We start from the raw sequence: 17,795 nt of genomic DNA, 5'->3' as shown, positions 1-17,795 counted from the left end.
GCATTGCGGCGGCAGGTCTGTTTTGCGGCTTGCGGGGTGGTTTTGCCCTCGTCCGCAGAGCTCTGCTTGCACGGGGGCCTTCGGCAAGCCTTGCCCCCCTGTGTCAGCGTAGTTGTCCGCCCGTCGTCTTTTCCTCTATTTTTCAGGTGGGCGCTCACATCAGCGCCAGGGACAAAAAACCGGGCGTCAAAGTCCGTTGTGCGATTCAAACCAGAATGGACGAAGCCGTGCCTACCCGCTGTGAAACGACGGCTTCATGAATTGTTCCGGCTAGGTGTTCAGTCCCGGCATCTGGTGGATCGGATTGACGATGAATCTGTCTGGCTCTGAAGTCCAGATTTTGCAGATGTATTCGTAGGGCGTGAGGCCATTGAGCGTCTTCAGCCGACGGGCGAAGTTATAGGCTGCGATGAAGTCGTCGAGGTGCGTTCGCAGCTGATCGTGATTGTCGTAATGGAAGCGCTTAACGGTTGCCTCCTTGATCGTGCGGTTCATCCGCTCGACTTGGCCGTTCGTCCAAGGATGCCTTACCTTTGTGAGCCTGTGCTCGATCCCGTGTTCACGGCACACGCGGCCAAAGATGTGCTCGAAGGCGGTCGTGTCGCAGATCCGGTTTGCGAACTGTATGCCATTGTCGGTCAGCACCTTATGGAGCCGGTAGGGAACTGCGGCAATCAGGTCGCGCAGGAACTGGGCTGCAGCCATCTTGCCGGCCTTCTGGACAAGGCGGACAAAGGCGAACTTGCTGGTTCTGTCAATCGCCACAAAGAGATACAGCTTGCCTTCGGCGGTCTGCACTTCGGCGATGTCGATATGAAAAAAGCCGATCGGATAGCGTTTGAAGCGCTGCCGTTTCGGCTTGTCGCCATCCACGTCAGGCAGGCGCGATATTCCATGCCGCTGCAGGCAGCGATGCAAGGCCGAGCGCGTCAGGTGTGGTATCGAGGGTTGCAGGGCATAGAGGCAGTCATCCAGCGGCAGCAGCGTGTGGCGCCTGAACGCCACAATCATCGCTTCTTCCTCCGCGCTCATTGTTGTGGAGCACGGCTCCTTTGGCCCGGTCTTCAGGTCTTCGACCGTGGCCCGCTTGCGCCACTTCGCCACCGTCTTCGGATTGATGCCCAGCTCCCGGCTCAGCGTCGCGAGCGAAGCGTGCGATCGTTGTATTGCAGCTCGGATGGCGTGCGTGGTCGTGGCGCTTCCGTGACGAACTTGTCCCATAAGGCATCCTTCCATTCCCAAGAAAGGATCGCACCATCAAACCATGGGATCAAACACCTAGGGTAGCCAAGGGAAGAAACATCCAGTCTGCAGCCGGCAGCGTATCGGTATCCCGCCCGGCCGGCTGGTTCTTCTGATACGCCCACAGCGCTGCGGTTCGAGAACGGGGTTCAAGGCTTTCCTCAATCGCGGGAAAACCCTGCACCTGCTCGAGCACACCGTTGTCCCCAGGCATTAGGATTAGCGAATGGCACTCAAGCGTGTGGGCGATATGGGCGGCTGCGGCCCAAAGAACGTCATCGGTCGTCGTGGCCGAGGCGATCTTGCGGGCGAAGTCATAAGGCGTTTCTGTCCGAGCCTGAGTGGCGCGCATGACCTCCACCTGCCGCTTGAGCCGGCCGGCGAGGCTGCCTGTGAACAGCGCCGAGACTGTGAAGACCATCAGCGCGGCCAATGAGGCCTCGTCTTACACCTTCAACGAGAAAAAAGACTCGGTGAAGAAGTAGTTGTATGCAAAGAAGCTGAGGAGACTCACCGCAATAGCTCCGGCAGTTCCCTGCCGCACTGCTATGGCCAGCACCGCAACCAGATAGATCACAGCCAGTGAAGCGACTGGCAGCATGTGCGACAAGAGCCAGCCCGTCAGCGTGGCCCCAAGGGTAGCCAAGGCTGAATGAGCAAGAAGGCGGAGCCAGGCGCCCCCCGTTGCTTGGCGCCACCACGACCTGTCGCGCGGGACACCGGTGACGCCGGAGCGGTCAGCTGCAAAGAGTTTCACCCGTCCGCGTCTCGCCGCGGCGGCACCGGCTTCGGCAGGGACCCCGGCCGGGAAGTCATCGGGATCAGGGCGGACGTTATCAATCATGGGCGCTGTTGTAGTCCTCTTGGGCGACAAGCGCGATGTTCGCCCCAAGGACCTTACAAGCAACTCGCCTGCAACGCTGCGGGCAAAGACATTGTCAACAATCATCCTTTCCCTCAGATCTGATCGGCGCCATGCAGGCCAAGCCCGACCAGTAGGAAATCCGCCAATCCGTTCCAAATAATGGTGATGTCGGACAGCACTGCATGCTCCTTTGCCTGAGATGACCCGAACATGGAGGCGTCAGGCGTAAAGCGTCGATATAAAATCCGGCGTGCGGCGTAACGCGGGTAAAAATTCACCCTGTAGCGCATTGACGTTTGAAGATTTCCAAGGGGCCTGCTGGGCGTTTCAAGGTTGCCGAAAATAGTCGAAAATTCCAGACCACCTCTCATTTCACCGCTTCAAGTCCTTTCCGGCAGCGTCCGGTGGGGGATTCAGACCGTGTGAAAACACCTGTGGGATCCCCTGACATCCATGCGGGTGATATGCTCAGTTATGGCACATATCTTAGGTAATGACCGATCCCAGCTTCTGCTTTTGCCCTAGTCGGTGGACGACTATGTAGGGCCGGACAATCCTGTCCGGTTCATCAAAGCATTTGTCGATAGTCTGGACCTGGAGGCGTGCGGCTTTGCACGGGTCCGCGGCAAGGTCACTGGTAGGCCAGGCTATCATCCCGCTGACCTGCTTAAGCTCTACATCTACGGGTATCTCAACAGGGTGAGGTCCAGCCGGCGCCTGGAAGCTGAAACCCGGCGCAACATTGAGGTTATCTGGCTGATGCACCGTCTTTCTCCCGATTTCAAAACGATCGCTGACTTCCGGCGTGACAACCGGGCCGCATTCCGACAGGTCTTCAGGGCGTTCGTTGTTCTCTGCCGGGAGCTCGATCTGTACGGCCGCGAGATGGTTGCTGTCGATGGCACCCGCCTGAAGGCCGTAAATAGCCGGGATCGTAATTTCACAAAAGCAAAGCTGGAGAGACGCCTCCGCGAAAGCGAAGAAAAGCTGGACCGCTATCTGAAGCAACTGGATATCGCGGACAAGGACGACGTAGACGGAGCTGATCCATCCAAAGCCAAAGATTTGCAGGCAAAGATCGCAAAGGTACAGGAACGGCGTGTTCATCTTGAAGCCTGCCAGTCCGACCTCGCAAAGAGTGCGGAGGATCAGATATCGCTGACGGATCCAGACAGCCGTGCGATGCATCCGTCGAGCCGTGTGAGCGTCGGCTACAATGTTCAGATCGCCATTGACACCAAGCATAAGCTCATCGCCGAACAGCAAGTCCACAGCCGTGTCGCCGACCAGGGTCTGTTAGCTGAAACGGCGAACGCCGCACGCGAGAACTTGGCCGTTGACGAGATAAAGGCTGTCGCGGACCGAGGCTACTACAGCATGGAGGATATTGCTGCTTGTAATGCTGCCGCTGTCATTCCGCATGTTTGCAAGCCGAACAACAGCATTGCGGCACGCAGCGGTCATTTCACAAAAGAGATGTTCCGCTACGACGCGGTGGCCGATGTCTATATTTGCCCTGGAAGCCAAACTCTTGAACCGAGATATGTCGACAAGACACGGGGCCCGACGAAGATCGAATATTGCAATCGTGCCGCCTGTCGGACCTGCGATCTTCGTTCCCTCTGCACCAACGGCTCGTATCGCAAGATCACCCGGGCCAAGGACGAAGCCTTGCTGGAGCAAATGGCGGAGCGCTTGCGCGCAAGGCCAGAACTTCTGGATATACGTCGTGAGACCGTTGAACATCCATTCGGCACAATCAAGCAATGGATGGGACAAGGTGCATTCCTGATGAGGCGTCTCGAAAACGTGCGGGGCGAGTTCAGTCTGACAGCGTTGGCGTACAACATCCGTCGGGCAATCACCTTGGTTGGCGTTTTCGGTCTGATTGCAGCAGCTGCCAACTGAAATCTGGTGCAGTTATGTCCGCAGCAGCAAGACGCGGCTACAATTCTCAAGGATTACAAAGTTTTTGCATAACTGAGCACGAATTGCCGGGCAAAAGCGCACAAGATGACGAGCAGAACAAACGGACCGAGTTCCCTGCAATCTTTCCGGGTTTTCACACGGTCTGGATGGTCAAACGGACACTCCATCGGATCTCCCAGTGTAACCGCCACGGCACCACCAAGCGGCCGCAATGCGGGCCCTAGCTGCCGTTCGCTAGTTCAACCTCACCCTGGTCAGCTTTTCAGGATTTCGGGTAACGTAGATACTGGTAATCTGCCCGGCGGCCACGTCCAGAGCAGTAGTTTGAAGTTCGCCTCCGATGCGCCAGACGTATCCCGGCAGGCCATCGATCATGGCGAAGTGCAGATATTCCATTTCATCTCCTCTCTTGCGCGACAGGCTTTGAAACATCCGCATCAGCTTTGCAGCCCCCTCTATGATGTTCAGCACATTGTAGACGTTGCCCCCGCCATCGGAGTGCAGCGTCGCGCCTTCCGCCAGTAGGCTGGAGAGAGCAGTGGCATCTCCGGTCTTGCAGGCGTCGAAGAAAGCCCGGGCCAACTTTTCGCCGGCCTCGCGCGGCACCGCGTAGCGCGGGCGATCGACATGAACATGCGCCCTTGCCCGGACCGCCAGTTGCCGTGCTGCTGCGGGAGAGCGGTCGATCGCCTCGGCGACTTCATCAAGTGACTGGCCAAAGACGTCATGCAAGAGGAAGGCTGCCCGTTCCAGCGGTGACAGACGCTCGAGGGCCATCATCAACGTGAGTGTGAGATTGTCCGGGCGCAGGTCATCGCTCTCTTCCTCAATGAGAGGTTCGGGCAACCAGGGACCAGGATATATCTCGCGACGGCTGCGCGCTGATTTCATATGGTCGAGGCAAAGACGTGTGACGACCCGCCTCAGCCATGCGGCAGGCTCCCTGATGGATGAGTGCTCGATGCCCTGCCAGCGCACCCAAGCCTCTTGCACCGCGTCCTCAGCTTCTGCGTGAGAGCCAAGCATCCGATAGGCAAGACGCAGCAACAGGCGCCGCTGCATCTCGAAGATATCCGTCGCATCATCAGGCAGCATGGGCCCGCTCGACAGGTAGCTCAAGGCTGTGCATCGCCCGAAAAGCAATCTGGGTCCGGTTCCACAAATTGATCGCACCGATGGCGAAGGTCAGGAAAGCTACCTCATCCTTATCGAAGACGGTAGAGACTTCCTCCCAGACATCATCCGGGGCATGGGTCTCGGCCACAAGCGTCAGCGCCTCGGTCCAGGCCAGTGCGGCGCGCTCGCGCGGCGTGAAGAGCGTGCTGTCATGCCAGCCCGCAACCATGTGAAGACGGAGATGGGTTTCGCCATTCTTCAGGGCATCTGCGGCATGGATCTGGATGCAGAAGGCACAACCATTGATCTGGCTGGCCCGCAACTTAACCAAGTGGAGCAAGGAATGCTCCAGCGGCCCCTTCAGCAACTCGGTCTCGAAGGTCACCAGCCCCTGAAAGGCACCGCCAATGCGTTTGAAGTGATCAGTCATGCGGGGTGTCATCGCTATCTCCTTTTGAAGCTGACACCCATATGACGAAGTGGGAAAGGCCAGTGTGACATGCACCGGAAAAAATTCCAGCGTCCGCATTGAGCTCCTCGCGCCCATGCTGTGCTAACGGCTGACCGTCCGCCTCCACCAACGACCTGTGCCTGACCGCTGGCGGAAAAGCTCTGCTGCAGGGTAGTTGTGTCAGCGCGTCGTGAACTTTATGCTCGCGTGGAGATCCTAGTGGCTATTCACAAGGGTACCCCCATGCAACTGACCAGGCTCGTCTATGCCTCGTACCATGGCGGCACGACCGTCAAAGCTCTTGGCGACATCCTGGATCAGTCTCAAGCGAACAACGAGGTTGACGGCATCACCGGCATCCTTGTTGCCAGTGATGAAGACTTCATGCAGTTTCTGGAGGGAGGCCGAACCGTTGTCGCCGAATGCATGATGCGGATCATGAAAGACGAGCGGCACCAGAACATTCGGATCCTGCTCGCCGGCGAAGCTGAAACTCGTCTGTTTTCCGGATGGAGTATGCGGGGAATTGATGCCTCACAACTTAATCAACGGGTCAGAGACCGCTACTGGACCTGTGGCGCGTTTGGTCCCGGATATCTGTCCCACGCTGAGATCGAAGAGTTGTGCATAGCTTTGTCGAAGACACCCTGAGCTTTTTCAGGACAAGGATCACCCTTATAGGCCGATATGGCACGACTGCCCGGCCTCAAAGAGCATTTATGACCCGGCTAAGAACACCTAACAAAACCTTCTGATCTGGTTGAGGCAGATGAGAGCGCAGCCGAGGATCACGAAGGCCTCATGGATGTCGGCGCGCCGCTCATACCGGATGGCGAGGCGGCGAAAGCGGACAGCATAAAGGCAAAGCAGGTCAGCGAATACCACTTGCCGACCTCGGAATTGTTGACCGTCATCAGGTAACGGATGCCGGTCTTGGTCTTCCACACCCGCCGCAACCGGTCCTCCTGGGCGTCCCGGACATCCTGCGGCACCGGCTCGGCCAGCATTGCCTCGGTGGGGGGATAGACGCCTTGGGGAGTGCGGTCGATCATTCGAGGCTCTCCAGATACGAAGCCAAGGCGGCAAGATCATCGGTTTCCAGCCAGTCATAGGCCGGCATGGCGACCTCTGGCTTGATGTCGCGGGTATGGGCGATCCAATGCATCAGGTCGTCGCGCTCGACTTCCATGGTCCCCGCGGCCAGCGAGGCGCGCGATCCCAGATGGGTCAGGTCGGGACCGACGCGGCCCGTGAATTCGGTGCCCCGGATGGTATGGCAGGCGCCGCAGCCCTCGTCGCGGAAGATCGCCTGCCCGCGCGCCTGGATCTCTGTCGCGGGTGCTGTGGCGGGCGCGGCTTGGTGCGTCAGCCAGGCGTCGAAGTCATCCGGCGCCATCACGACCGCCTCGAAAGCCATCAGGGCGTGGGACGCCCCGCAAAACTCTGCGCACTGGCCACGATAGAAACCTTCCAGATCAGGATGCAGCGTAAGGACATTTTCGCGGCCCGGGATCATGTCCATCTTGCCCCCAAGCGAGGGGATCCAGAGCGAGTGAATATAGGTCCGCGCTGTCAGGCGGAGTTCAGTACGGCTGCCGGCGGGGAACCGGATTTCGTTGGCCGACGTGACAGGAGTTTCCGCACCGGGCGGCCAGTATTCGACCCGCCACCACCATTCCTCGCCCGTCACGCGGATGACGAGCCCGTCACCCGGCGCACGCTGCGACGGCATGATCGACAGCCCCCAGGCCAGTAAGCCGCCCACCACCACGGTGGGTAAGATGACCCCCGCTCCAATGATAATCCGGTTGCCATGCCGGAATGCAAACTGCTGACGGTTGATGCGCGTGAAGTAGAAAAACAGGCCGTTGAGGGCAAACCAAAGCAGGACGGCTCCTGCCAGCATCACGATAAAAACCAGATAGATCTGTCTCGCATCCTGGCCACCGGGCTGAAGCGCGGACTGCCGCCCCTCGCATCCGCCCAGAAGCAAAGCCAGGGCGACAAGGTGCAACATCCTGACGTTGCGATAGTTGCTCATGCAGCAGTGGTCCTCGGAGATTCAGTCCGTGCGAACTAAAGCACTCGCAAAGTTGTGAGGTTCCGTGAATGGTTTTCCGCTCTGCCGCATGGACCTGCCACCACAGCATTAGAGAAATACGGCATCTAGGGGCCAATTTGGTGCTCTTTGCCTTTGCCAGCCTGCTTCAGTCCGTGCGAACTAAAGCACTCGCAAAGTTGTGAGGTTCCGTGAATGGTTTTCCGCTCTGCCGCATGGACCTGCCACCACAGCATTAGAGAAATACGGCATCTAGGGGCCAATTTGGTGCTCTTTGCCTTTGCCAGCCTGCGAAGAAGCCGCTGTAACCACTCCCGGCGTCTGTTCCAGCATGAGGGCATACCGACCGTAAAACCCGGGACAAGGATACGGGTTGCCGGTTCACAAGGGGATCGAGGCTGTCGAGCAAAACCGCGCCGGCAGCAGCGGCTCCGGCTTATGATGGAACGGCGGCCTATCCGGGCCGCCATTCTCGTTCACTTCAGCTTGGCCGAAAGCCGATCTCGGTATTCGCTCACTCGGGCAGTGCAAAAGCGACCAGTTGATCGGCCACCTGTGGTTTGATAATGGAATTGCCCCCGACTGCGAAGACCACATACTGGCGGCCCTTGTAGTCATAGACAGCCGGGTTCGACACGGCAGGGGCATCGACCTGGGCCTTCCAAAGAACCTCCCCGGAAGAGGCATCCAGCGCCCTGACACGTGCGTCCATGGACGCGCCAACAAAGATCAGCCCCGACGCGGTCACGACAGGCCCCCCGATGGTGGGCGAACCCCAGCTTTCAGGCATGTAGAAGCCCCACTTCTGGACCTGCCCGAACGGCACTTCCCACAGCGTCTCGCCCGTCTTCAGGTCGATGGCGGTCATCAGGCCGTAAGGAGGCTTCCAGCAGGGCATGCCGAAGGGGTTCACGAAGTTTTCCAGACGGAAGCCAAAGGGCGTGCCAAACATCGGGAACAGGCCGCCTTCAGCCTCGCTGCCGCCCGAGGTCATGGTCTCATATTCCTCGCGTTGGATCAGCTGGTAGATCTGGGCCACGCGGGAACTGTTGATGTAGAAGATGCCCGTTTCGGGATCAACGGCGCCACCGCCCCATTGCATGCCGCCTGCGGTGGCGGGAAAGGCCAGCGAACCTTGAAGGCTGGGCGGGGTATAGCGGCCTTCGTAGCGCAACTCCTCGAAGCGGCGCGAGCAATAGCCGAGGGACGCAATGTCGGCCAGGCCGAAGACCCCGCCCCAGTCATCACCCGTCGTCGAAGCGGGACGCGTGGGAACGGGCTGGGTTGGGGCGGCCACCTCGCCTTCGACGTCGGACGTCGGGACCGGTCGTTCCTCGATCGGGAAGACCGGCTCGCCCGTCAGTCGGTTCAGGACAAAGGCAAAACCCATTTTGGTTGGCTGAACCAACGCGGGGGTCGCTCCACCGTCACGGGGAATATCGACCAGCGTGGGTGCCGAAACGGTGTCATAGTCCCAGATATCGTGATGGACCAGCTGCCGCGACCAGACCGTTTCACCCGTCTCGCCATTCAAGGCAGTGACCGAAGTCGCAAGCGGGATTGGGTCAAGGCGCGTGCCACCGTAGTAGTCGGCACTGGGGCTAGACACGGGCAGGTAGACCATGCCGTTTTCCTCGTCTACCGACATAGCGGTCCAGACATTGGCGGTTCCTGTAACGCCGCTGTAATCTTGTGGAATGGAGTAGAAGCTCCATTGCAGTTCGCCCGTGCGCGCATCCACGGCAAAAACGGACCCCAGCGGATTCTCGGCGTCGTACCAGTCCTTGCCGGCCCAACCCAGCAGCAGCTTGTCACGAAAGACCGTCGGCGGCTGCAACTGCGACAACGGGAAGTTGGCATCGGGCTTGTTCCACTGGTTCACGTTCAGGATGCCGCCATTGCCGAAGTCGGTGCAAAGCTTTCCCGTGTCGGCATCAACCGCATGAAGATGGGCGTCCATTGTGCCGATATAGACCCGCTTGGCGCAGGGGCCGGATGCACCTGCATCTTCCCAATAGGTCACGCCGCGGTTCTTCAGTTCAGGCTGGGTCAAGGGCTCCAGCACGGTGTCGTCCGGCGCATAGGTCCAGACGACCTCGCCCGTGTCGGGCCTGACCGCGATGATGCGATAAAAGGGCGTGCCGACATACAGCAGGTCGTTCGCCAGGATCGGCGTCGCCGACCACACGGTGCCCACCAGTTCCCCCGAGCCGTCGGAAACGTCGCCGGTATGGATTTCCCATGCCTTCTCGAGGTCGCCGACATTCTCGGGTGTGATTTGCGTCGAGGCAGAATATTTCTGCGCCATCGCGTTGCCATGGAAGTTCTTCCATTCGGTTTGCTGGGCAAAAGCGCACGGCGTGGCGAGCGTCAGCAGCGCAGGAAGGACGAGGTTCAGTTTCATGGATGTCACCTCGCCACCATAATGAAGATCAGCCACAGCAGAAGAGTCAGAATGACCGACAGCATGATCCAGCCCTGCATCAAGAACCAGGCGCAGACCAGCGTTAGAAGTCCGCCGATCAGGATCATGACGGTTGTGAAGGTCCGCAAGCGACCCGGCGCCATGCGTCCCACCAGCAATGATGCAAGAACCAATGCGGACATGCTAAAGATTGCCAGAGCCGCGCCCGGAGTGCCCTCGATGCCCGAACCGCGCCGGTAGTACGCCACAACGGCAAGAACAAGACCGATGGCTGCCGGAAGGGCCATCAAGTTCGAGACAAGCTCTTCCCGGATGCTGTCGGCGGACTGGGGAGCGGACATGGGTACCTCATGAACTGCAGCCCGTTCTGCCGGCACAAGGACATCCCGGGTGACTAAGCCCAATCATGCGTCACGCCTCGGGGTTCCCAAGACCATGATCTTTCGGGTGAGAAATTTCAGCAGAGCATAAATCCACGTGGATGCGGTCAAGCCCTTATCAGTTCGACAGGACCAACGCCGATGGTCAGATGATGGCCTGAACCAGCCGAAATCAAACCAGCCGATCAGGGAGGAGGCGCATGAGAGCGAAAAGACTCTCGGCGGCGGTAACAGCACTCTTCGCGAGAGCCGCGACGGCATCTGCGTTGTCCGGGATCCCGGACGGCATATAGGCAGGGGGCGCATGGCCCGTCAGAGTTGATGAAAGCTTCGTGCTGAGGCGAGGGTCAGCTGAAACGCCACCGGCCGCGGATACCTTCGGTTACAATACTGGACCTAAAGCATCAGCAACAGTGCGGCGTAACCTGCGGCTCCGGCTGCGAAGGCCCAGAAGCGGCTTTGCCGCTCACTTGGCACCTCTTCCTTGAGCACGTTCAGCACGACTCCGCCGCCGAGAAAGGCGGTAAGCGTCGCTATGGCCGCCTCGTGCACCTCGGTGACAAGGCCAAGGAGCCAGCCCCCGATGACCGCTGCAGCAAGTATCCACCGCCCGATCTGGCGGAAGGGCGCCTTGTGGTCCTCGTGGAGCCCGTAATCGGTCACCACGAAGTGCAGCGCCATGGCGGCCGCAAAGAACGCCAGGCCGTCCAGCGTCATCTCCTCGCGGTGCAAGAGCAGGTAGCCCACCAAGAGGTTGTAGACCGCGAAGGAGGCCATGTGGATCCAGAACACCTGTGAACTGGTGGCCGCCCCGGTGTCTGACCCGCGCCCGCCGGTTACCTGTTCACCCCCACGCTTCGAGCGCGAAGTCTGGGCAAGGCGGTGAAGCCCGTAAAAGGTGAGAAGCCCTGCCAGTGCGATCAGAAAGACGTGCCGCTCGGCCGGGATTAGGGTGCCTTCCCCGCCAACCGCCTCGGCGACTTTCTCCTGGCTTGCTGCGAGTTCGGGCATGAAGTGGACAAAGACATAGGCCACCGACACGCCTCCTGCGAGCGATAGCCAGATGCTGCGCGGGGTGCCTTCCAGGAACCTGAGCCCTGGCGTGACAACGTGGACCAGAACCAACAGCGCCAGGCAGGCAAGGGAAGCAAGACCGAGCATTCCTTTTGCTCCCTTTGTTCAGATTGTAACGGTAGCGACCCGACGCCTTGGCTTTCAGGACGCCACGGCAATGGGCAGCCTATGGTTCATTGCCGCAGCCTGCGTTCCCTTGCTCCAGTTGGCCTACTCGTGCGCCGACTTTGGAACGGGCACCGGCGGCGTGCCGTACAGGCGCGGGTCCACCGGATCGAGGTGTCCCTGGTCGGTGCTCATGGGCTGGGGATCGGCCAGATACTCGAATTCGCCCTTGCCATCCGGCGTCGGTCCCTTGGCCCAGCGGCCCTCGGCACTCTCGGTACCCTCCGAGCAGTTCCAGAACTGATAGCTCACCCGCTGGTCCTCCAGCGACTGCGGGAAGTTCGAGGGGCACGGGGTTTCTTCCAATCCGTCTGCTTCCAGCTCCTCAATGGCGGCAAGCCACTGGTTCTGGTGCATCGTGTCCCGCGCGATCATATAGGCCAGCATCCGCTTCACGCCCTGGTCCTCGGTCAAGTTGTAAAGGCGGCTGACCTGGAGCCGGCCTTGGCTTTCGGCGGTCACGTTGAAGCGGAAGTCGGCAAGAAGGTTGCCAGAAGCGATCGTGTACTTGGCGTTCCAGGGATAGCCGACACTGTCCGCAGGCATGGCGCCTGAACCCGAGACGATGGCGTGCTGCGGGTTCATGCCGGCAATGATGGCGTCCTGAAGGTTCGCGCCGCCCAAGACGGCGCCCACCAGAGAGTTCTTGGCCGCGTCCTCCTGCGCCTCGACGGGCGAGTTTTCCAGAAGCCGTGCGATCATAGTGGCGAGCATCTCGACATGGGCGATCTCCTCGGTCCCGATGTCCATGATCATGTCCTTGTATTTCGCGGGACCCCGGCAGTTCCAGCCCTGGAACAGGTAGGTCATCATGACGCTGATCTCGCCCCACTGCCCGCCCAGAGGCTCCTGGAGCATCTTGGCAAAGACGGGGTCCGGCCTTTCGGGCTTGGCGTCGAACTGGAGATGATTGGTGCGAAAGAACATCGGAAAGCTCCTTGTTGCGTTCGCCACCCAACCGTGAACCGCCGGTTGAGTTCCAGCCCGCTCAGATGCCATAACGCATGTAGAAACCCATTGATTTGATCAACCAACACGCAAAGCCGGTACGCTAGAGGATGCAGACTGTGTAGAAACTCAGAGAGGTTTTAGGACAATCGGTCCGTTTGTTCTGCTAGTCGTCTCGTGCGCCTTTGCGCAGCAATTCATACTTAGAGAGATATTGGTCCCATTTTGGACACTTCGTCCGCTCCCCAAGGGTATCCGTTACAGAACCGCCAAGTGGAGCTATGCGGACGTTCCGAAGTTCACGTTGAAGGATGCCGATGTCTGCTGCTGCACCTCCTCGATGGCCTGCCTTGCGGCCTCCGGGGTCGAGGAACACAGGCCCAGGGCGCCCAAGGCGCCAGCATTCGAAACAGCCGCCGCCATCGCGGGCGTAGCCACCCCTGCCATCGGCGCCTGAAGGATCGGAAGCTGGACTTCAAGCAGGTCCACAAGCCGGGTCGTGGCGGTCATAAGAAGCTCCTCCTGCTCCAGATTGCGCCAACCTCCGCCAGCAGATCAAGGCCCGGCGAATCCGGGCCGTCATAAAGAGCTGTTCACATGTTTCGGTCCATTCCCACTCTTGCCGCAGGCATCCTGTTTGGTGCCCTGCCCTTCTCGGCCAGTGCCCAGGCGGTTTCCGGCACGGCTCCCCCCTATCGCGCCGTTCCAGAATGTCAGCGCGCTTGCAACCGTCAGGACTCCTGATGGGTGGAGGAACCATGTCGGCCGTGTCAGTTGAATGTTTCCGCCATCGCTTCGGATAGACATCTGATTTTTTATAATTATTTCAGAGCATTAAGGGACGTCTCGCATCGGCTTTGTGTGCGTCCATGTATGCAAGTTCGTGAAAGGAGGCAAAAAAGGATTGCCGGAATCGCGGTCGCGTGGCACTCACTGTATTAACGCTCTGTAGGGTGTAACTGAGACATTGACCGTTAATAGCCCTCAGAGACTGCAAGAGAGGCCACAGTGAATAAACAGGCACCTGTTAAGGCGAAACGCACCCCTGTCGGTATCGGCAGTATAAGCAGGTATGCGGACGCCCTCGCAAGGTCTCTCGACGAAGAGATGCGCAAGGCCTATCAGCCGACAGAGCGGAAGTCCCTGAGGCGCTTCAACGTGAGCGAGGTGGCCGAACTCACGGGCATCAGCCCGTCGAACTTCCGGGTTCGTCACAAGGATGGATCCTTTCCGGAAGTGGAACTCGACAAGCGAGGCCACCGTACCTACTCGGCGGAGGATATCGACCAGATCCGGGACATCATGTTCCGGACGGGAAAGAACCCGGACCTTTATCGCCCCGGCCGCAAGGAAGGGGACGAGATGCAGATCGTCAGCATCGTCAACTTTAAGGGCGGCAGTTCGAAGACCACGACGACGATCCATCTCGCCCAGCGATACGCCCTGCGCGGCTACCGGGTCCTGGCGCTCGACATGGATCCCCAGGGATCGCTTTCGACATTCTTCGGCTATCGTCCGGAACTGGACTTCGAGGACGAGGGCGCCCTCACGATCTACGACGCATTGCGTTACGAAGAGCCAGGGGGATTGCGGCGCGCGCCTTTGAAGGATGTCATCCGCAAGACCTACTTCAAGAACCTCGACATGTGCCCCGCCAGCCTCATGCTGTCGGAATACGAGACGGAAACGGCCAACGCCCTGAGCCGTGCTGCCAGCGGTAAGGGCAGTGACTCAATCTTCGCCGTTCGGCTCGCGGAAGCGCTCCAGGGCGTCAAGGACGACTATGACCTCGTTCTCATCGATTGCCCGCCGCAACTGGGCTTCACGACCCTGACATCCCTTACGGCCTCTACGGGTCTCATCGTGACAGTCGTCCCTGGCATGCTCGATGTGGCGTCAATGAGTCAGTTCCTGAAGCTCGCTTCCGAGACGATGGACGTGATTGGCAAGGCGACGCGCCAGGAACAGCAGTGGGACTTCGTCAAGTTCCTAATTACCCGATACGAGCCGTCTGATGGCCCTCAGACCCAGATGGCAAGCTTTCTGCGCCACATCTTAGGCAAGCAGGTGCTCATCAACCCGATGCTCAAGTCCACGGCGATCAGTGATGCGGGCATGACCCAGCAGACGATTTACGAAGTGGATCCAAAGCAGCTCGTAAAAGGAACCCTTGACCGGGCCCTGAACAGCATGAACGCGGCCGCCGCCGAAATCGAGGCGGTCATCCAGGAAGGATGGGGACGAGAATGGCACGTAAACTCTTCGGAATGATCGAGGCCGGCGCTCGGGGCCTGGTCGATGAAGAGGAAGTCGCGGAGGAGCGGCCCGCGCCAAACGAGAGCCCCGCTCCCAACCGGATGCTCTCAACAACCCGGCTCTCCGACGGCTTGATGAGCCTTCAGGCAAACTCGATCCGCGATCTCGACCCGTCTGCCATTATCCAGTCTGGCACGCGCGACCGCATCGACATCAAGGCTGACGGAATCAAGGAACTGGCCAAATCGATCGTGGAACACGGGCAACATGTTCCGGTGCTAGTGAGGCCCCTCCCCGGCCAGATTGATCGTTACGAGATCGTCTACGGGCGCCGCCGTCTTGCTGCCATCCGCCTTATTGGAGGGGGCATGACCGTCAAAGCCATTGTCCGCAAGATGGGCGACGAAGAGGCAGTTGTTGCGCAGGGACACGAGAACAACCTGCGCCTCGACCCTTCCCATATTGAGAAGGCTTTGTTTGCCGCCGAGTTGCGACAGAAGAAGTTCTCGAACGACGTCATCATGGAAGCACTCAACGTCGATCGCTTCGCGGTCTCGAAGATGGTCAAGCTTATCGAAGACATCCCCGAGGAACTCATTGAGCTCATCGGTCCGGCCCATGACATAGGTCGCCGGCCCTGGCGGGAATTTGGGGACCTTGTAGCCTCTGGGAAAATTGACGCGGTTACCACAGCTCGACGTGCCCTGGAGGACGGTGGCAAGGAGAATTCCAGTTCCGAGCGCTTCCGCTTCATTCATGATGCACTGCGAAAAGAACTTTCTGCTCCCTCGCAGAGTAGAAATGCTGCGCTGCAGCAATTGGTCCATGGACCAACTCGGAGGATGGTGGGCGAAAGAGGGCCCGGCCCTGCCCTGGAGTTCAAGGCTGGTAGCCGAGCACTGTCCTTAAGCTTCAGGACCAAGGCCAATCCCGAATTCGGCAGCTGGTTGGAACGGAATATCGACAAAGTCGTATCCGACCTCCACGAGCGCTGGATGCGCGAGGGCAAGGGGGACTGACCTCCTACCCTCATCCCGTTAACATCAAGAGCAAGGAGCACATCTGAAGAACGGATAAAAAAGAGCCCCCCGAAGTCATCCCCGGAGAGCCCTGATTAGTGTGTTGCACCACTTATCTAACAGCTCCCAAACATCGCGTCAACAGCGGCCCACTCGGCTGACCAATACTCTGTTGCTTGTTGCCAGTCTGTGACGAGGCAACGGGATGACCTCGTGTGGCTTCCGGCCTTCGCGTGAATTGGACATGAAGCAAGAATTGCAAGTTTCCCGGACGTTGGGCCGGGGGCCAACTGCGCTCACCCTGCCGGCGGACATGAGCCGGCTGTGGATGGCGCACCGCTGTGTCTCGGACGCCAAAAAGCGCTATGGCCTCGGCAATGGCGCCATCTCAACGCTCCGTGCCCTGATCAGCTTCCTTCGAGACGGCGGCGAGACGATCGTGTATGCTGCCAATACCACCATCTGCAAACGCGCCGAAAACCAGTCTGAGCGGAACCTCCGGAGGCACCTTGCCCATCTGGTCGAGGTGGGGCTGATCACGAGACGGGACAGTCCAAACGGCAAGCGATACGCAATCCAGCATCCGGATGGACCGGTGGAAGCCTTCGGCCTAGATCTCTCACCCCTTATGCAGCGATCCGAGGAACTGGGTCAGGCTGCGGCCGAGGTCAACCGCGAGTCCGAGCTGGTGAAGTTCATGCGCAAGCGACTGTCGTCCCTCCTCTACCATGCAGAGCAGGCTGGTCATGTTGACCTCGTCGACGAGTATCGCCCCGCACGGAGGCGGCGCCTGTCCTCGGATGCCCTAAGTTCAATCTGTGACATGCTGCAGGCTGTTCTGGATAAGGAGCGCGCCTGTGCTGAAGATGTCCGACCCGATGCATCGGAGCAGATTCCGGCCGCCATTGACGGTCATCCTGTCCGCCACAAGATCAATACAGAATATAAACAAAGAGATTCTGAAGCTGCCAACAACCTCGCATCCGCGACGCTTACGGAGGCGGAGCTGCTGGAGAAGATACAGGCTGGATGCCCCGAAGCGCTTTCCTTTGCGGTCCGACGACCATCGAGCATGTGGGAAGTCGAAGAGCATGCGCTCACCCTAGCAACCTGGTGTGGGATCAGCAGTGAACTCCTGAGCACCGCCATAGCCAAAGCCGGACGAACTAAGGTCGCTGTGGCCGTCTTAGGCCTCTTCGGAAGGAGGAGCAGCATCAGGAACCTGCCAGCTTACTTCCACAGCCTCTTCCTTGGCAGACGGGCATCTGGATTTGAGCCAGCCACACTTCTCACATGAAACCAGTGATCAACACTTGGCTCGCGGCCCAACGCCAATTACCTGGAACGTCGGCAGGACCATAATCTGGCGTTCTCGTCGCTCCGCGTGTATGAGCGCGGTATAATATGACCGGCATCTGGCATCAAACATTACCAGTGGCTCGAGCATGTCCTGGACCTCTACCCTTATACGAGCGCAGCGGCGGCGAATTCATCGGTATGATAACGCGGGCACCCATTGGGGTACGTGCAGAACTGCTGGCGAACCAAGACCAGTGTGTGTGATGCAGTGAACAGTGGGAATGTTGAAACCCCAGACGAACACATCCGATCATCCGCGCATCGGGTGCGATGACGAGGAGGGGACCTAGAGCGCGTCGGACCGCGCTAGCAACAGCTACACGTCGGGATGAACGGCCCGGCAAACCTACGGGCCTGCTCCTAAACGCGGGAACGGCACAACCCTGGCAAATGGTAACAGATCGACGTCGCTGCAGCTTGTACTCATTAGCGCAACCAGGATCATTGCAGGACCAAGTGGTGGCTGGAAGCAAGGATGGCGCGCAGGCAGTTGGTCCACGGACCAAC

17 protein-coding genes and 2 pseudogenes are annotated in these 17,795 nt (G+C 59.3%); 5 read left to right on the top strand and 14 right to left on the bottom strand.

What is annotated here, in order from left to right; translation table 11 throughout:
• Positions 1 to 270: 270 nt before the first annotated feature.
• From Q5701_RS21815 to Q5701_RS21800, 4 genes are all read right to left on the bottom strand, one after another.
• The gene (locus Q5701_RS21815) at positions 271 to 1,221 is read right to left on the bottom strand and encodes an IS481 family transposase (RefSeq protein WP_306753025.1); all 951 of its coding nucleotides are present in this window, start codon (positions 1,219 to 1,221) and stop codon (positions 271 to 273) included.
• Positions 1,222 to 1,270: 49 nt separating this feature from the next.
• Positions 1,271 to 1,675, bottom strand: coding sequence for a hypothetical protein (locus Q5701_RS21810; protein WP_306753024.1), 405 nt, complete (start codon positions 1,673 to 1,675; stop codon positions 1,271 to 1,273).
• A gap of 12 nt (positions 1,676 to 1,687) precedes the next feature.
• The gene (locus Q5701_RS21805) at positions 1,688 to 2,086 is read right to left on the bottom strand and encodes a DUF4118 domain-containing protein (RefSeq protein ID WP_306753023.1); all 399 of its coding nucleotides are present in this window, start codon (positions 2,084 to 2,086) and stop codon (positions 1,688 to 1,690) included.
• A 113-nt stretch (positions 2,087 to 2,199) separates the two neighbouring features.
• Positions 2,200 to 2,478, bottom strand: a complete 279-nt coding sequence (locus Q5701_RS21800; protein ID WP_306753022.1) for a hypothetical protein — start codon at positions 2,476 to 2,478, stop codon at positions 2,200 to 2,202.
• Between the two features lie 157 nt (positions 2,479 to 2,635).
• Here Q5701_RS21800 and Q5701_RS21795 point away from each other — a divergent pair, with 157 nt between their 5' ends.
• A complete protein-coding gene (locus Q5701_RS21795; RefSeq protein WP_306753021.1) occupies positions 2,636 to 4,015 on the top strand; it encodes an IS1182 family transposase in 1,380 nt (459 codons plus the stop codon).
• Between the two features lie 255 nt (positions 4,016 to 4,270).
• Here the strand turns inward: Q5701_RS21795 and Q5701_RS21790 are convergent, their stop codons facing one another.
• Both Q5701_RS21790 and Q5701_RS21785 read right to left on the bottom strand, forming a co-directional pair.
• Positions 4,271 to 5,131: a sigma-70 family RNA polymerase sigma factor gene (locus Q5701_RS21790; RefSeq protein ID WP_306753020.1), complete on the bottom strand. Its 861-nt coding sequence runs from the start codon at positions 5,129 to 5,131 to the stop codon at positions 4,271 to 4,273.
• Positions 5,121 to 5,594: a carboxymuconolactone decarboxylase family protein gene (locus Q5701_RS21785; protein WP_188716106.1), complete on the bottom strand. Its 474-nt coding sequence runs from the start codon at positions 5,592 to 5,594 to the stop codon at positions 5,121 to 5,123. Before Q5701_RS21785 ends, Q5701_RS21790 begins: the two co-directional genes overlap by 11 nt.
• 252 nt (positions 5,595 to 5,846) lie before the next feature.
• On the opposite strand from Q5701_RS21785, the gene Q5701_RS21780 reads away from it, so the two are divergent.
• Positions 5,847 to 6,254, top strand: coding sequence for a BLUF domain-containing protein (locus Q5701_RS21780; RefSeq protein ID WP_306753019.1), 408 nt, complete (start codon positions 5,847 to 5,849; stop codon positions 6,252 to 6,254).
• Between the two features lie 87 nt (positions 6,255 to 6,341).
• On the opposite strand, the pseudogene Q5701_RS21775 reads toward Q5701_RS21780, so the two are convergent.
• The 8 genes and pseudogenes from Q5701_RS21775 to Q5701_RS21745 all read right to left on the bottom strand — a co-directional run.
• Positions 6,342 to 6,452: pseudogene (locus tag Q5701_RS21775) on the bottom strand (IS5/IS1182 family transposase); the annotation flags it as partial.
• Positions 6,449 to 6,655, bottom strand: a pseudogene (locus tag Q5701_RS23030) (hypothetical protein); the annotation flags it as partial. The pseudogenes Q5701_RS21775 and Q5701_RS23030, both read right to left, overlap by 4 nt.
• Positions 6,652 to 7,644, bottom strand: a complete 993-nt coding sequence (locus Q5701_RS21770; protein ID WP_306753018.1) for a cytochrome c oxidase subunit II — start codon at positions 7,642 to 7,644, stop codon at positions 6,652 to 6,654. The gene Q5701_RS21770 and the pseudogene Q5701_RS23030, both read right to left, overlap by 4 nt.
• 532 nt (positions 7,645 to 8,176) lie before the next feature.
• Positions 8,177 to 10,066, bottom strand: a complete 1,890-nt coding sequence (locus Q5701_RS21765) for a pyrroloquinoline quinone-dependent dehydrogenase (protein ID WP_306753017.1) — start codon at positions 10,064 to 10,066, stop codon at positions 8,177 to 8,179.
• A 5-nt stretch (positions 10,067 to 10,071) separates the two neighbouring features.
• Positions 10,072 to 10,428 carry a hypothetical protein gene (locus Q5701_RS21760; protein WP_306753016.1) on the bottom strand — a complete coding sequence of 119 codons (357 nt, stop codon included), beginning with the start codon at positions 10,426 to 10,428 and terminating at the stop codon, positions 10,072 to 10,074.
• 435 nt (positions 10,429 to 10,863) lie between these two features.
• A complete protein-coding gene (locus Q5701_RS21755; RefSeq protein ID WP_306753015.1) occupies positions 10,864 to 11,628 on the bottom strand; it encodes a hypothetical protein in 765 nt (254 codons plus the stop codon).
• 123 nt (positions 11,629 to 11,751) lie between these two features.
• On the bottom strand, positions 11,752 to 12,633 hold the full coding sequence (locus tag Q5701_RS21750) for a manganese catalase (RefSeq protein ID WP_306753014.1): 882 nt from the start codon (positions 12,631 to 12,633) through the stop codon (positions 11,752 to 11,754).
• Between the two features lie 300 nt (positions 12,634 to 12,933).
• The gene (locus Q5701_RS21745) at positions 12,934 to 13,164 is read right to left on the bottom strand and encodes a nitronate monooxygenase (RefSeq protein WP_306753013.1); all 231 of its coding nucleotides are present in this window, start codon (positions 13,162 to 13,164) and stop codon (positions 12,934 to 12,936) included.
• 543 nt (positions 13,165 to 13,707) lie between these two features.
• Here Q5701_RS21745 and repA point away from each other — a divergent pair.
• The 3 genes from repA (at position 13,708) to repC (ending at position 17,226) form a co-directional block, all read left to right on the top strand.
• Positions 13,708 to 14,925, top strand: coding sequence for a plasmid partitioning protein RepA (repA, locus tag Q5701_RS21740; protein WP_306755468.1), 1,218 nt, complete (start codon positions 13,708 to 13,710; stop codon positions 14,923 to 14,925).
• Complete coding sequence (repB, locus tag Q5701_RS21735) at positions 14,901 to 15,929, top strand: plasmid partitioning protein RepB (RefSeq protein ID WP_306753012.1); 1,029 nt, start codon at positions 14,901 to 14,903, stop codon at positions 15,927 to 15,929. Before repA ends, repB begins: the two co-directional genes overlap by 25 nt.
• 313 nt (positions 15,930 to 16,242) lie before the next feature.
• Entirely contained in the window at positions 16,243 to 17,226 is a 984-nt protein-coding gene (repC, locus tag Q5701_RS21730; RefSeq protein WP_306753011.1) for a plasmid replication protein RepC, read from the top strand.
• Positions 17,227 to 17,795: the final 569 nt, after the last annotated feature.

The sequence above is a fragment of the Paracoccus actinidiae genome, assembly GCF_030863885.1.
GTDB lineage: Bacteria > Pseudomonadota > Alphaproteobacteria > Rhodobacterales > Rhodobacteraceae > Paracoccus > Paracoccus everestensis.
The sequence above is the reverse complement of the archived record's forward strand: the minus strand, read 5'-3'. Positions and strand labels throughout refer to the sequence as shown.

Bases quoted from the DNA above. Each gene is read 5' to 3' on its own strand.
- Q5701_RS21770 (WP_306753018.1), bottom strand. From the start codon at position 7,644: ATGAGCAACTATCGCAACGTCAGGATGTTGCACCTTGTCGCCCTGGCT.
- Q5701_RS21750 (WP_306753014.1), bottom strand. From the start codon at position 12,633: ATGTTCTTTCGCACCAATCATCTCCAGTTCGACGCCAAGCCCGAAAGG.
- Q5701_RS21800 (WP_306753022.1), bottom strand. From the start codon at position 2,478: ATGAGAGGTGGTCTGGAATTTTCGACTATTTTCGGCAACCTTGAAACG.
- Q5701_RS21805 (WP_306753023.1), bottom strand. From the start codon at position 2,086: ATGATTGATAACGTCCGCCCTGATCCCGATGACTTCCCGGCCGGGGTC.
- Q5701_RS21760 (WP_306753016.1), bottom strand. From the start codon at position 10,428: ATGTCCGCTCCCCAGTCCGCCGACAGCATCCGGGAAGAGCTTGTCTCG.
- Q5701_RS21790 (WP_306753020.1), bottom strand. From the start codon at position 5,131: ATGCTGCCTGATGATGCGACGGATATCTTCGAGATGCAGCGGCGCCTG.
- Q5701_RS21785 (WP_188716106.1), bottom strand. From the start codon at position 5,594: ATGACACCCCGCATGACTGATCACTTCAAACGCATTGGCGGTGCCTTT.
- Q5701_RS21780 (WP_306753019.1), top strand. From the start codon at position 5,847: ATGCAACTGACCAGGCTCGTCTATGCCTCGTACCATGGCGGCACGACC.
- Q5701_RS21815 (WP_306753025.1), bottom strand. From the start codon at position 1,221: ATGGGACAAGTTCGTCACGGAAGCGCCACGACCACGCACGCCATCCGA.
- repC (WP_306753011.1), top strand. From the start codon at position 16,243: ATGAGCCGGCTGTGGATGGCGCACCGCTGTGTCTCGGACGCCAAAAAG.
- Q5701_RS21745 (WP_306753013.1), bottom strand. From the start codon at position 13,164: ATGACCGCCACGACCCGGCTTGTGGACCTGCTTGAAGTCCAGCTTCCG.
- Q5701_RS21765 (WP_306753017.1), bottom strand. From the start codon at position 10,066: ATGAAACTGAACCTCGTCCTTCCTGCGCTGCTGACGCTCGCCACGCCG.
- Q5701_RS21755 (WP_306753015.1), bottom strand. From the start codon at position 11,628: ATGCTCGGTCTTGCTTCCCTTGCCTGCCTGGCGCTGTTGGTTCTGGTC.
- repB (WP_306753012.1), top strand. From the start codon at position 14,901: ATGGCACGTAAACTCTTCGGAATGATCGAGGCCGGCGCTCGGGGCCTG.